We start from the raw sequence: 14421 nt of genomic DNA, 5'->3' as shown, positions 1-14421 counted from the left end.
ATTTTAAATACAAATTTATAAATTAGAAATTATGAAAGTCCTTTTTTGTGTTTTACTTGTAAACATTTCAATTTTTGGATATTGTCAAGAATCCACTAGAGATACTATTTATAAAATAGATGACGTAGATATAAAACCTGAATTTCCGGGCGGTATGGAAAAATTTGGTCGATTTATGGTTAAAAATTTTCGTTTTCCAGATGAAAGAATTAAAGGTAAAGTTATTTCAGTATTTGTTATTGAAAAAGATGGCTATATATCTGAAATTGAAATAATTCAAGACGCTGGCTATGGAACTGGTGAAGAATATACTAGAGTTCTGAAAAAATCTCCTAAATGGAAGCCAGGAAAAAAGAATGGTTCTCCAGTTAGAACGAAGTATATGCTTCCACTGAATCTGAATCGTGAAATTCATATTAACGGCAACAACAGATAAATATCTACTTGTTTTGTTTTTTAACCTACAAATATCTTTCTCTAATAACATTTTGATGGTGAATAGCATGACCGGAAATAATAAATCCGAGTGCTAAAACCGATATTTCTTTTCCTGAAGCGATTCCTTTTGCAACTAACATATCTTCTGTAAAACTTTCAAATAATTTTATGGTCGATTTTCTAACCAGTATAAATTCCTGAAGTAAATCGGCCATTTCAATAGTCGTTGTGTTTACATTTGCAGCATAATCATTTTCTTCAAAACCTGGAATTGGAGTTCTATCAAATCTTGCGAAACGCAAAGCTCTGTACGCAAAAATTCTTTCGGCATCAATAATATGACGAACAATATCTTTAATAGTCCATTTATCTTCTTGGTATTTATAATTGTACTTTTCTACCGAAATATTTTCGATAAAAGTTACAAAATCGCTTAAGTTTTCTTCCATTACAGCAATACAATCATCGTTTTGCACGTGATTTATATAGGTACCAAAATAAGCTGGATAATCTGATTCTAATAAATTTTTCATAAATTAAAGATATAAAAAAAGTCCGCCGAAGCGAACTTTTATATTACATATTTTTGAATATGGTGTGCATTAACCTTTTCTTATCGTTGATGCTTTCGTCGAGCGAAATCATCGTTTCTGTTCTGTAAACACCCTCAATGTCATCTATCATATAAATAACATCTTTAGCATGTTTTGTATCTCTTGCTCTAATTTTGCAAAAAATATTAAATTTCCCTGTCGTAACGTGCGCTACAGTAACATAAGGAATTTCGCTAATTCTTTCTAATACAAATTTAGTTTGCGAAGTGTTGTTAAGAAAAACACCTACGTAAGCAATAAAAGAATATCCTAATTTCTCATAATCTAAAGTTAATGAAGAACCTTGAATAATTCCTGCATCTTCTAATTTTTTTACTCGAACGTGAACTGTTCCTGCAGAAATTAATAATTTTTTTGCAATATCTGTAAATGGGATTCTTGTGTTGTCAATTAACATATCAAGAATTTGGTGGTCAACTTCATCTAAACGAAACTTACTCATAACTAACTGTTTATATTATATAATCTTAAAAATATACTTTAAATTTTGTATTTTACTTACAATTATAGCAAATTTATTACATTTTTATCAAACCATTAACAAATCTAATGTTTTTATTTAAATAAAAATCTGCTTTTTTACCAATTTCAGGTAAACTACTCGAATCATCGCTATAATCACCTTCTTCTCCATCATATTCTTGGTGTCCGAAAAATGTTGCTCCGTCTTCAATCTCAGAAAAATAAGCTTCAAAAACGATTTTACCGTCAATAAGCATTTCTTTATACTGGGCGGCAAAGGTAGTAATTATATTTAATGAATTATAATTAATATTAAAATTTCTGTAAGCGAAATCGACAAATGACACTTTATTTTGTGGAATATTTACATAATTAGTAGTTTTATCTTCTATTGTGATGTTTTTGTAAATAAATTGTAAACCAGACATTAATGCAACAAAAATATACTTTCGCGTTTCTTCGCGCTCGTAATCTCCTTGATAATGACCTGCCTCGAACAATATAGTTGGTACATTTAACGACTGAAACATATCACCGATACAGTTTATATTAAACGAATCATCAAATCTTCCTACTTGATTAGGAATGTGTTTTTGCAACTCGTCATTCATAGCCACAATAACATTTACAGCTTTATTACGCACATTATTATACTCTCTAGCATCATTATATGCAGGTGCTAAGAAAGAAACCGTTGCAGGATTTCGGGTATTTCCTGCTGCAAAAATAGTACGCTGATCATGAAGATTAAAACAGTAATCAGGTTTAAAATCTCCGAACATTTTCCGCAACAATTGACTTTCTGGTTGTGATAAATTTACAGAATCACGATTTAAATCAATTTCGTTAGCATTTACACGAGTATAAGCTTCTGCTCCGTCAGGATTAAGAATAGGAATACATAATAAGGTAAACTCTTTTTTTATCTTATTTGCTTCTTCAGAATCTTGTTTTAAGAAATTAAACAAATCAAAAAGTGCTTTTGTAGTCGTCGATTCGTTTCCATGCATTTGAGACCACATGAATATTTTTTTAGAACCACTTCCAATTTCGACAGCATATATTGGTTTTTTATTTACCGAATGACCTATCGTAGAAACTTCAAAATCATTCGACAAAGTTTCCAAAATTGGTTCGATATGTTTATTCGTAATATATCTTCCGAAGAGTTTTTGTTGTTTTATTTCTGAGAATATTTCAATCAAATTCATAGTACTAATTTATAGTTTACAAAAGTAAACATCTTATTTTTTACAATTGTAAACAATAATTTCAATCATTTAATTGTCATTTGTAAACAATAATTAATGTTTAAATAGATTGATTGTTAAGTATTGTTATTGTTAAGTTTACATTTATATAAATAATATTTAAGTTATTAATTATCAATATTTTAAATATATTTAATTAAAGCTAAAAATCATATGTATTTAATGTTTTACAATTGTAAAATAGGATATGTGAATACTATTGTTTACATTTGTAATCTACAATTTATTTAATGTAAATTTACAATGGTAAACATAGATGATTTTATAAAAAGACTCGAAATTATACTCGATTATTATGCATTATCGGCTTCTGGTTTTGCTGATAAAGTTGGTGTGCAACGCTCCAGTTTGTCTCACCTACTCTCTGGCAGAAACAAGCCAAGTTTGGATTTGATTCTTAAAATTGTCGAAAATTTTCCCGAAGTAGATTTGTATTGGATTTTGAATGGAAAAGGAAATTTTCCGAAATCAGAAATTAAAATGGAGTCAGATTTTCAAACTGCTACTCCAATTTTAAAAAATACTATTGAAGAAAATGTAACCGAAGATTTTCCTAATTTATTTTCTGATGAAAATGAGAATCAAAAAAATCCCGTATTTGAAAATATAAAAAATAATTTTTCAAATACGGGAAATATGTCAAGTGCAAAAAATGAGTCGGAAATTGAACGAATTGTCGTTTTTTACAAAAATGGAAGTTTCAAAAATTATTTGCCCGAATAAATTATTCTTTTGGCACAAAACTATTTTCTGGAATTTTTCCTAAAACACCAATATAATTTTTTTCTAGTATTTTAAAATCCGCTTCTATATTTCCAGTTGGAGAAAATGGTTCGCAAAGTTTTACTTCTTTCTCGCCAAAATTAAAAACTACTGGAATTATTGGCACATTGGCTTTCATGGCAATGTAATAAAAACCCGTTTTCCATTCCGTTACTTTTTTGCGAGTTCCTTCGGGCGCAATGGCAAGACGAAAAGTTTCTCTTTTGGTAAAAATATTTGCAATCGCATCTACTTTATTTAAACCGCCTGATCTGTCCAGTGGCTCTCCTCCCATCCAACGAAAATAAGCGCCAAATGGAAATTTGAATAATTCTTTTTTGGCTACAAAATTCATTTCTAAACCTGTAACGCCTCTTGTAAAAATACCCAAATAAAAATCATGTGCACTCGTGTGTGGCACAACAATCATGACACATTTTTTTATTTCAGGCGAAATGGTTCCGTTAACTTTCCAACCCATGAGTTTGAAGAAAATTAACTTATATATTCGTTTTTTCATTTCTAATCTTTTATCAAAAATAGCATTATATTTACTATTTGAAAAGGTAAATTATGAATTTTAAGCGACTTTTAAGCTATTTAATCCCAATAAAAATAGATGAGGCGAAATCTGACATTAATAAAAATCTGGAAATAACTTGGAATAACGGACAATTAGTATTGGATTCTGAAAATACTAATTTTTCTTATGGAAGTTTGCAAAAAGTATTGCGTTTTGGATTGAAAGAAATAGGTTTAGAGGGAATTAAATCCTTCAAAAGTGCTTTGATATTAGGCGTTGCTGGCGGAAGTGTTATTAAAACTTTGGTTGATGAATTTCAATATAAAGGAAAAATTACTGGTGTCGAAATAGATGCTGAAACTATAAATCTTGCCAATAAATATTTTGGTTTAGATAAAACTGAAAATCTTCAGATTATTATTACTGATGCTGAAAAATTTGTAGCAGAAACTAGAGAAACTTATGATTTAATAATCATCGATATTTTTGAAGATAATATCATGCCCGATTTTCTTTTTGGAAATGCATTTATTACTAACGTCTTAAACCTTTTAAACATTGATGGCTTTGTTGTTTTTAATACAATTGTAAGTGACAATTCAGCTCAAATTAGAAATGAAAAATTCGTGAAATTGATAGCGTCAAAAAACATAAAACTGCAAAGAATCCCTAATCTTGAAGGAGATAATGAGTTGTTGATTTTAAACAACTTGCTTTAACCTTATGGGAATATAAATTTCTTCCTCAGCATTACCGTGAGGATTATAATTTTCTCCTAAAATTTCAAAATGCTCTCGATTATCTAATTCGTATAAAGAATTAGGCAGCCAATTTTTAAAAATATATTCAAAAATTGGCAAAGCATTTTTTGAAGGTCCGTTGTAGTTAAAAACAGCAAACAAACCTTCTTTTATGGTATAAGTTTCCATTCCTTCTGGAACATGATTATAATCTGAAACTTCTATTAATGCCCATTTCACAAAAGGAATTTTAGGGTCTGATTGAAAGTTTTTACTATAATTTTGAAGTGAAAATTTATACGTTCCAATTCGATTTTGAATTTCTCTATGTCTTGGCATAAAACTACTCCAAAGCTGAAAAGTTTTATCTTCTGCAAAAGACATTTCTAATTTATTTCCAATCAATTTTGTTTCGGAAAACGTAACAATTTTCGGATCTTCTAACATTACTCTACATCATCAATTTGAAAACTATTCAAAAACAAAATAGCTTTTTCGATATCATAATGCAAGATTCTATCTTCGGTAACTAAGGGCACTTCATCTCTAAATGATTTAAGGAACATTTCTAGGAAATCACTCGATTGTAATGGTCTTCTAAATTCAATAGCTTGCGAAGCATTCATTAATTCAATAGCTAAAATACGTTCAAGGTTTTCGACAATTTTTAACGTTTTTGTCGCCGCATTCGCTCCCATACTCACATGATCTTCCTGCCCGTTACTCGAAACAATACTATCTATACTTGCTGGTGTTGCTAACTGTTTGTTCTGGCTAGCAATACTCGCTGCTGTATATTGCGGAATCATAAATCCTGAATTTAATCCTGGATTACTCACTAAAAATGGTGGTAAATCACGCAAACCTGATATTAATTGGTAGGTTCTTCTTTCGGAAATACTTCCTAATTCTGCCACAGCAATTCCTAGAAAATCTAAGGCTAAAGCCAAAGGTTGTCCGTGAAAATTTCCGCCGGAAATAATAATATCACTTTCGATAAAAATATTTGGATTATCGGTTACCGAATTAATTTCGGTTTTAAATGTTTTTTTGGCATAATCGAAAGCATCTTTACTTGCTCCGTGAACTTGAGGAATACAACGGAAAGAATACGGATCTTGAACATGCTTTTTCTCTTGAGCAATAATCTGACTTCCTTCTAATAAATCATTGAAACGACGAGCTGTATTTATTTGTCCTTTGTGCGGGCGAACCATGTGTATTAACTCATTAAATGGTTCTATTCTTCCATCGAAACCTTCTAAAGAAATAGCCGCAATAACATCGGCTAAGTATGATAATTTTGAAACTTTTATTAATGAATAAACACCGTAAGCACTCATAAATTGAGTCCCGTTTAATAAAGCCAAACCTTCTTTAGATTGTAAAATGATTGGCTTCCACCCCATTTTTTCTAAAACTTTATGAGATGGTTGTCTGAAACCTCCATAATATACTTCGCCTTCTCCTAATAATGGTAATGATAAATGTGCTAAAGGTGCTAAATCGCCCGATGCACCAAGTGAACCTTGTGTATATATTATTGGAAGAATATCATTGTTATAAAAATCGATTAATCGATGAACTGTTTGTAATTGCACTCCAGAATGCCCGTAACTTAAAGACTGAATTTTAAGCAACAACATCAGTTTTACAATCTCTTGTGGTACTTCGTCACCAGTTCCGCAGGCGTGAGATTTAACCAGATTTTCTTGTAGTTTAGACAAGTTTTCATCAGAAATAATCACATTGCAAAGCGAACCAAAACCTGTATTAATACCGTAAATTGGTTTCTCGTTATTTTGCATTTTTTTGTCTAAATAAGCACGACATTTTTCGATATTTAAAGTCGCTTCTTCAGAAAGTGCAATTTGTTTTCCTTCGTAAATAATTTGGTTTATATCTTCAATTGAGATAACATCGGAAGTAATATAATGAGTATTCATTTTGGTTGTTTGTTTGAGTGCCAAATTTCAGTAAAATGTGGTTAAAAGCAAAATATTTTTAGCATTAAATACTTTTTATTTTTTTTAATCGTTATTTGCTAAACCAAAAACTAACAACACTATGATTAAATTTTTAATCACACTAATTCTTTTTACTTCAAGCTTTTCATTTGCATCAGAAAATAATTCAATTTCTGGAAAAATAAATAATCACACACAAGATAAGCTTATTATTAGAGGTGAAAAGTACAATATTGAAATTGATCTAAATAAAAATGGAGAGTTTAAAAAGAATTTTGATTTAAAATATACCGGAGTTTACAATTTGTGTTTCAATGACAAGCAATTTAAAATTTATCTTACAAACGGTAGTAAAATAATTTTAAAAGCTGACGAAAAAAACTTTGATAATAGTTTAATTTTTGGAGGAGATAATGCTATTGAAAATAATTACCTTAAAAAGAAAGAAGATGTTTTTAATAAAGTAATAGCTCCTGAAGAAAAATTATATAGTTTAAACGAAAATGATTTTTTAGAAAAAGTGACGTTATGGAAATCTGAAATAGATAAACTTTATAACTCAACAAAATTTCAAAATTCCTATTTTAAGGAACATGAAATTAAAAATATAGATTACACTGAATCTTATTTCTTTAACATTTTTAGCCTTTTTCACCGTACTGATGATGGTAAGTCTACTTTATCAGAAAATTTTCCAAAAAATAAAATGGAATTCAATTTTGACTTTAACAATGTAGAAGATTATTTATTTTCAGAAATTTATTTAACTATGATTGATTCAGAATACTATAATCATATTCAAAGATTGATTAAAAACAATCCAAACTCTGAATTTAAAATTAAATTTGGCGAGGTAAAAAAATTAAAAAATGAATATTTAAAAGATAAAATTATTAAAAGTCTCATAGGTAAAATAAAACCTCAAAATCCGGATTTAGATTATTTGTATAATGAATTATTAAAGTTAATAAATGATGATAATTTAAGTAAAGAGATAACAGAAAAATACAATGCTGTAAAAAAATTAGTAAAAGGTTCTCCATCTCCTACCTTTAATTATGAAAATTATAATGGTGGCTCAACTTCTTTAGAAAGTTTAAAAGGAAAATATGTTTATATAGATGTTTGGGCAACTTGGTGTGGTCCTTGTGTTGCACAAATCCCATCATTAGAAAAATTACAAAAAGATTTTGAAGATAAAAACATAGCTTTTGTAAGTATATCAGTAGATAAAAAAACAGATATCATTAAATGGAAAAAAATGATTGAAGAAAAAAAATTAGGTGGAATTCAATTAATTACTGATGATGAAAGAAATTCTGATTTCTTTAAGAAATATGTCGTAAGCACTATACCTCGCTTCATTTTGCTTGACAAAGAAGGCAAAATTATCAATGCTGATGCACCCCGCCCATCTGACCCCAAATTAATAGAAAACTTAAAAGAATTAGGATTATAAAAAGTAAAAAGAGTTTCAATCGAAGCTCTTTTTTTTATCATTCTTTTTTCATTTAAGAAATGAATATCCAACCAAAAAATCATGCAATAATATGCAAATAGGCTTCACCAAGAGTTTCGATAATGTCTGATGCAATAAAAGATTGGTAACTTACATCTGGATATGCAATGTCGGCTGTTAATCCGTGCAAATAAACACCAATAATCGCCGCATCAATAGGTTTGTAAGATTGTGCAACAAGACTCGTAATAATTCCTGTTAGCACATCTCCACTACCTGCAGTGGCTAACGCTTGATTTCCTGTTGTATTTTCGTAAGTAGAAGTATTGTCTATAATAATTGTAGGAACACCTTTTAAAACAAATATTAGATCGTATTCAATACAAATTTTTCTAACCATTTCAAGTTTTTCATCTTCAGAATTCCATTCACCAATTAGTCGTTCCAATTCTTTCTGATGCGGTGTCAGAATTGTTTTTTTGGGTAATAATGATAACCATTCTTTATTTTGAGAAAGAATATTCAGCGCATCGGCGTCAACAACCAATGGCAATTTATTCATTTTTAAAAAATTGAGAAAAGCATGCCCTGTGTCTGGATGTTGCCCCATTCCTATTCCAATACCAATCGCTTGTGGCTGTAATTTATAATCTATTTTTATAATATGTTCTAAATAATCATCGGTAATAACCATAACTTCTGGTACCGAAATTTGTACAATATCATAACCGCATTTTGGAATATAGGCAGTAACGAGTCCTGCTCCCGCTTTTATACAAGCTTTTGAAGCTAAAACCACCGAGCCCATTTTGCCATAACTTCCACCAATAATCAAAGCATGACCTCTCAATCCCTTATGAGTGTATTTATCAATGGGTTTGTATCTTTTGATAATTTCTTGTTTATCAATTTGGCAAAAATCTCCCATAATCAAGATTTAATTTAGATACTAAATTTACGACTTTAAAAATAAAAAATATCATAAATACCTTGAAAATAGGAAACGAAATATATTATTCTATCAATAATAAAATTACTTCTTACACTTTTTGTCACTCCATAAAAAATCAATACTTTAGCACCTTAAAATTTACATTCAACACACAATGAAAAATACAGCATTAACGCACATTCACGAAAGTTTAGGAGCAAAAATGGTTCCATTTGCAGGTTACAATATGCCTGTGCAATATGAAGGAGTAAACGCAGAACATGAAATTGTTCGTACTGGTGTAGGTGTTTTTGATGTTTCGCACATGGGAGAATTTTTCTTAAAAGGCGAAAACGCATTAGCATTAATACAAAAAGTAACATCAAATGATGCTTCAAAATTAGTAGACGGAAAAGCACAATATTCTTGTTTACCAAATAATGATGGTGGAATTGTAGATGATTTAATCATTTATAAAATTGAAGATAATCATTATATGTTAGTTGTAAACGCTTCAAACATAGAAAAAGATTGGAATTGGATTTCATCACACAATGATTTAGGTGTCGATATGCAAAATCTTTCTGATGGTTACTCATTACTAGCTATTCAAGGACCAAAAGCTGCGGAAGCAATGCAAAGTTTAACTTCTATCGATTTAATAAACATGCCTTATTATTCATTCCAAATTGGAGAATTTGCAGGTTTAAAAGACGTTACCGTTTCGGCAACTGGTTATACTGGTTCTGGAGGATTTGAAATTTATTTCAAAAACGAAGATGCAGAAGCAATTTGGAACAAAATTTTTGAAGCTGGAAAACCTTTCGGAATCAAACCAATTGGATTAGCTGCTCGTGATACTTTACGTTTAGAAATGGGATTCTGTTTGTACGGAAACGACATAAACGACAGCACTTCACCATTGGAAGCTGGTTTGGGTTGGATTACAAAATTTGATAAAGAATTTACTAATTCTGCTAACTTAAAAAAGCAAAAAGAAGAAGGTGTTTCTAGAAAATTAGTTGCTTTTGAAATGCAAGAACGTGCAGTTCCTCGTCACGACTACGAAATCGTTGATGCAACTGGAAATGTAATCGGAATTGTAACTTCAGGAACGATGTCGCCAAGTATGAATGTTGGAATTGGTTTAGGTTATGTTCCCACTTCATTTTCAGCTGTTGATAGCGATATTTTTATCAGAATTAGAAAAAATGATGTTTTGGCCAAGGTGGTAAAATTGCCGTTTTATAAGAAATAGGTTCAAAGTTGCAAAAGAACAAAGGTTCAAAGTTTTTTGAATTTGGTTTAAAACAATTACTTTTGCATTTAATTAAAAAATAAATACATTCTTAGAAATGGGAAGAGCATTCGAATTTAGAAAAGGAAGAAAAATGAAGCGTTGGTCAGCAATGGCCAAAGCATTTACCAGAATTGGTAAAGATATTGTCATGGCGGTTAAAGAAGGTGGTCCAAATCCTGAAGCAAATTCAAGATTAAGAGCCGTAATTCAAAACTCGAAGGCAGTAAATATGCCTAAAGAAAACGTAGAACGTGCTATTAAGAAAGCAACCGACAAAGACACTGCGAACTACAAAGAAATTCTTTTTGAAGGTTATGCACCACACGGAATCGCGATTTTGATAGAAACTGCTTCCGACAATAATAACAGAACTGTTGCTAATATTAGAAGCTATTTTAATAAATGTAACGGAACAATGGGAACGCAAGGTTCGGTTGAATTTATGTTTGACCATACTTGTAATTTCCGAATTCCTGCAAACGGAATGGATCCTGAAGAATTAGAATTAGAATTAATCGATTTTGGTGCCGAAGAGGTTTTTGAAGACGAAGACGGAATCTTAATTTATGCACCTTTTGGAAGCTTTGGAACCATTCAAAAAGAATTAGAAACAAGAGGAATTGAAATTTTATCTTCTGGTTTCGAGCGTATTCCACAAATTACAAAAGAACTTACTGAAGCTCAAATGGCCGATGTAGAAAAACTAATCGAAAAAATTGAAGAAGATGATGACGTGATGAACGTATATCATACTATGCAAGAATAATTTCGGATTATATATATTTAAACTCTGTTTCGTTTTCAAAAATGAAACAGAGTTTTTTTTATATTAAATTTAACTAAAAACTAAAATCACAACCATTTATGAAACTATCATTTGTAGTATTTTTGTATTAAAATAAAAGCAAATGGCGAGGTTCGTAGAAAACGATTTACCAAAATCAAAAATAAATGCAAGTTCATTAAACAAAGCAAAATTAATCTTCAAATATGCTGAAAATCATCAATGGAAATTTTATGTAGGCTTATTTTTCTTGCTTCTAACGAGTATTACGGCATTAGCATTTCCTAAATTTTTAGGAATGTTGGTCGATTGTGTTGCCAACAAAGACTTAGCTCAAGCCAATAAAATTGCTTTGGGTTTGTTCGGAATCTTAGTTTTACAATCTGGTTTTTCATTTTTCAGATTGTCATTATTCATCAATTTTACCGAAAATACTTTAGCAAACTTGCGATTTGCATTGTATAAAAATTTGATAAAATTACCCATGTCTTTTTACTCTCAAAAGCGTGTTGGTGAATTAAATAGCCGATTAAGTGCCGATATTTCTCAACTTCAAGATACATTAACCAGTACAATTGCCGAGTTTTTACGTCAATTTATATTGATAATTGGAGGATTTATCATTTTGGCAACCATCAGTCCAAAGTTAACTTTAATGATGATGTCTATCGTTCCTATCGTTGCTGTTGCAGCAGTTATTTTTGGAAGATTTATCAGAAAATACGGAAAGAAAACACAAGATAAAATCGCCGAAAGTCAAGTCGTTGTTGAAGAAACACTGCAAGGAATAACCAATGTAAAAGCTTTTGCAAACGAATGGTACGAAATAGAACGCTACAAAAATAAAATAAACGAAATTGTAAAAATTGCCATAAAAGGCGGACAATATCGTGGATTTTTCGCTTCATTTATCATCATTTGTCTTTTTGGAGCAGTGGTTTCAGTGGTTTGGTACGGTGTTACCTTAACTATTTCTGGTGAAATGAAAAATGTGGGCCAATTAATTTCATTTGTATTGTATTCTGCATTTATCGGAGCATCTTTTGGTGGTATTGCCGAATTATATTCGCAACTGCAAAAAGCCATTGGATCGACCGAAAGAATTTTCGAATTGTTAGAAGAAACTCCAGAAAAAATAAGCGGAATTCAATCATCAATTAAAGAAAAAATAAAAGGCGAAGTAACTTTCCAAAATGTAGCTTTTACATATCCTTCTCGAAAAGAAATTCAGGTTTTAAAAGATGTTAGTTTCAAAGCTAGTTTTGGTCAAAAAATAGCCATTGTTGGTCCAAGTGGTGCAGGAAAATCGACAATATCCTCATTATTACTCCGTTTTTATGATATCGAAAGCGGAACCATTCTTATAGATGACAAAAATATTTACGATTACGATTTACAAAATCTTCGTGGCAATATGAGTATTGTACCACAAGATGTCATTTTATTTGGCGGAAGCATCAGAGAAAATATCGCTTACGGAAAACCCGATGCTACCGAAGAAGAGATTATGATTGCCGCCAAACAAGCCAATGCACTCAATTTTGTGAACGGATTTCCCGAAAAATTTGAAACCATTGTTGGCGAACGAGGCATCAAATTATCTGGCGGACAACGCCAACGTATTGCCATTGCTCGTGCTTTATTAAAAAATCCAAGTATTTTAATTCTCGATGAAGCCACTTCTTCTTTAGATAGCGAAAGCGAAAAACTAGTTCAAGAAGCACTAGAAACTCTAATGGAAGGACGAACCAGTATTATTATTGCCCACAGATTATCGACCATTCGAAATGCAGATGCTATTTTGGTTCTCGATAACGGAATCATTGCCGAACAAGGCACTCACAAAGAACTCATCGAAATTGAAAACGGAATTTATAAGAATTTAAGTAATTTACAGTTCCGAGATTTTTAGAAATATTTATTATTTAACACAAATTGCACTAATTTTTAAGTTGGCGGTAATATTACAAAACCGACAGTAACGAAAGAGAAGTAGATAATGACAGAGATTAAACTATATAAGACGACAACAAAGGGACTGAAAATTATCGGTATGTGTCTACCATTCGTAGCAATTGGAATATGGATGATTATGGACAATCCTTATGGAAGCACCGAATACATTATGGGATGGTTTGGTACGTGTTTTTTTGGACTTGGCATTCCAGTCGGACTTTTTCAGACATTTGACAAAAGACCACAAATTCTTATCACAGAAAAAGGTATTTGGGACAGGACAACAAATCAAACCGCAGTAAAATGGGAACAAATAATTGAAGCCTATCCCCTCGACATTCACGGACAAAAGTTTATTTCATTAGTAACAGACGACACGTTCGTTTTTAAGAAGAAACCCTACAAGTGGGCTGCAAAAATTAATAAATTTGTTGGAGCACAAAATCTCAACCTGCATTTAGGACAAATAAACATTGACGAAATTGAATTGACCAATTTCATAAACCAACTAAGCCTACAAAGCATTGATGAACGGAGAAAGACAATTAAGACATTTAAAGTAAAGAGAACCAATTTCTCGCTTTCAGACTTACAGAAAATCCTTATTTATATTTTTATCTCTTTAATCATTTTAATACTGACACTTTCAAGTTTTGTGGCGTTTTTGGTTGTAATGGGTGTTTCGGGTGTTTCAGCTTTGACAGCTCGTTGGCAACCAGATAATGCAATTATTAGAAAGTATGCAGGAATAGTGACTTGGCTTGGTTTTTTGAATATGGTTTTGCTTTTCGGGACAATGAAAATTTATGACAATGTTACCGAAGAAGTAGGAGAAAAATTAGCGATTGAAATCGAAGAGTTTCAAAAACAAAACACTTCATTCCCGACTGAGATTAACTCTATAACAAGCAAATTAGAGTCAAATATTATTGAGCGTATTTTCATTGAACAAATTGACTATAAACCTTTAGACAATGATTATGAAATTGAAGCAACAATGATATTTGGAAAACGAAAGAAATACGACAAAAACAATGGAGAATGGAGATAAATACTACCGCCAACACACGCTACAAGCAAGCTGGGGATTTGGCAAAATTTGAATATGGTTTTGTATCTGAAAAATTAGTTTTAACCGAATGATTACGTATTTTTAATCCCAGCCTGCGTGTAGCGCGGGAACGTTATAACCAATACGGCAGACAAAATACAAA

Annotated in this window: 15 protein-coding genes; 8 read left to right on the top strand and 7 right to left on the bottom strand. The window is 31.0% G+C overall.

The features are described 5' to 3' along the window. The first annotated feature begins 31 nt into the window (after nucleotides 1-31). Nucleotides 32-436, top strand: a complete 405-nt coding sequence (locus tag BM053_RS11215) for an energy transducer TonB (protein WP_091477446.1) — start codon at nucleotides 32-34, stop codon at nucleotides 434-436. A 25-nt stretch (nucleotides 437-461) separates the two neighbouring features. Here BM053_RS11215 and BM053_RS11210 read toward each other — a convergent pair whose 3' ends face one another. From BM053_RS11210 to BM053_RS11200, 3 genes are all read right to left on the bottom strand, one after another. Then, entirely contained in the window at nucleotides 462-971 is a 510-nt protein-coding gene (locus BM053_RS11210; protein WP_091477444.1) for a DinB family protein, read from the bottom strand. Between the two features lie 43 nt (nucleotides 972-1014). Then, complete coding sequence (locus BM053_RS11205; RefSeq protein WP_091477442.1) at nucleotides 1015-1494, bottom strand: Lrp/AsnC family transcriptional regulator; 480 nt, start codon at nucleotides 1492-1494, stop codon at nucleotides 1015-1017. A gap of 76 nt (nucleotides 1495-1570) precedes the next feature. Next, nucleotides 1571-2725 (bottom strand): M14 family metallopeptidase, encoded by a 1155-nt coding sequence (locus tag BM053_RS11200; protein WP_091477439.1) that lies wholly within the window; start codon nucleotides 2723-2725, stop codon nucleotides 1571-1573. 303 nt (nucleotides 2726-3028) lie between these two features. Here BM053_RS11200 and BM053_RS11195 point away from each other — a divergent pair, with 303 nt between their 5' ends. Next, the gene (locus BM053_RS11195; protein ID WP_091477437.1) at nucleotides 3029-3508 is read left to right on the top strand and encodes a helix-turn-helix domain-containing protein; all 480 of its coding nucleotides are present in this window, start codon (nucleotides 3029-3031) and stop codon (nucleotides 3506-3508) included. A gap of 1 nt (nucleotide 3509) precedes the next feature. Here the strand turns inward: BM053_RS11195 and BM053_RS11190 are convergent, their stop codons facing one another. After that, complete coding sequence (locus BM053_RS11190; protein WP_091477435.1) at nucleotides 3510-4067, bottom strand: 1-acyl-sn-glycerol-3-phosphate acyltransferase; 558 nt, start codon at nucleotides 4065-4067, stop codon at nucleotides 3510-3512. A gap of 53 nt (nucleotides 4068-4120) precedes the next feature. Here BM053_RS11190 and BM053_RS11185 point away from each other — a divergent pair, with 53 nt between their 5' ends. Continuing rightward, on the top strand, nucleotides 4121-4789 hold the full coding sequence (locus BM053_RS11185; RefSeq protein WP_091477433.1) for a spermidine synthase: 669 nt from the start codon (nucleotides 4121-4123) through the stop codon (nucleotides 4787-4789). On the opposite strand, the gene BM053_RS11180 is transcribed toward BM053_RS11185, so the two are convergent. Both BM053_RS11180 and hutH read right to left on the bottom strand, forming a co-directional pair. Beyond that, a complete protein-coding gene (locus BM053_RS11180) occupies nucleotides 4772-5257 on the bottom strand; it encodes a GyrI-like domain-containing protein (RefSeq protein ID WP_091477431.1) in 486 nt (161 codons plus the stop codon). The two genes, BM053_RS11185 and BM053_RS11180, sit on opposite strands and share 18 nt — an antisense overlap. Then, a complete protein-coding gene (gene hutH, locus BM053_RS11175; RefSeq protein ID WP_091477688.1) occupies nucleotides 5257-6756 on the bottom strand; it encodes a histidine ammonia-lyase in 1500 nt (499 codons plus the stop codon). The genes BM053_RS11180 and hutH overlap by 1 nt, the downstream gene beginning before the upstream one ends. 121 nt (nucleotides 6757-6877) lie before the next feature. On the opposite strand from hutH, the gene BM053_RS11170 reads away from it, so the two are divergent. After that, a complete protein-coding gene (locus tag BM053_RS11170) occupies nucleotides 6878-8236 on the top strand; it encodes a TlpA family protein disulfide reductase (RefSeq protein WP_091477429.1) in 1359 nt (452 codons plus the stop codon). 79 nt (nucleotides 8237-8315) lie between these two features. On the opposite strand, the gene BM053_RS11165 is transcribed toward BM053_RS11170, so the two are convergent. After that, on the bottom strand, nucleotides 8316-9164 hold the full coding sequence (locus BM053_RS11165; protein ID WP_091477427.1) for an NAD(P)H-hydrate dehydratase: 849 nt from the start codon (nucleotides 9162-9164) through the stop codon (nucleotides 8316-8318). 178 nt (nucleotides 9165-9342) lie between these two features. Here BM053_RS11165 and gcvT point away from each other — a divergent pair, with 178 nt between their 5' ends. From gcvT to BM053_RS11145, 4 genes are all read left to right on the top strand, one after another. Further along, complete coding sequence (gene gcvT, locus BM053_RS11160; RefSeq protein ID WP_091477425.1) at nucleotides 9343-10425, top strand: glycine cleavage system aminomethyltransferase GcvT; 1083 nt, start codon at nucleotides 9343-9345, stop codon at nucleotides 10423-10425. 97 nt (nucleotides 10426-10522) lie between these two features. Continuing rightward, complete coding sequence (locus BM053_RS11155; protein WP_091477423.1) at nucleotides 10523-11233, top strand: YebC/PmpR family DNA-binding transcriptional regulator; 711 nt, start codon at nucleotides 10523-10525, stop codon at nucleotides 11231-11233. 142 nt (nucleotides 11234-11375) lie between these two features. Beyond that, complete coding sequence (locus tag BM053_RS11150; protein WP_091477421.1) at nucleotides 11376-13163, top strand: ABC transporter ATP-binding protein; 1788 nt, start codon at nucleotides 11376-11378, stop codon at nucleotides 13161-13163. An 87-nt stretch (nucleotides 13164-13250) separates the two neighbouring features. Further along, complete coding sequence (locus BM053_RS11145; RefSeq protein WP_091477419.1) at nucleotides 13251-14258, top strand: STM3941 family protein; 1008 nt, start codon at nucleotides 13251-13253, stop codon at nucleotides 14256-14258. Nucleotides 14259-14421: the final 163 nt, after the last annotated feature.

The sequence above is a fragment of the Flavobacterium swingsii genome, from assembly GCF_900111965.1.
GTDB classification, from domain to species: Bacteria; Bacteroidota; Bacteroidia; order Flavobacteriales; family Flavobacteriaceae; genus Flavobacterium; species Flavobacterium swingsii.
This window is presented reverse-complemented; position numbering and strand designations above follow the sequence as displayed.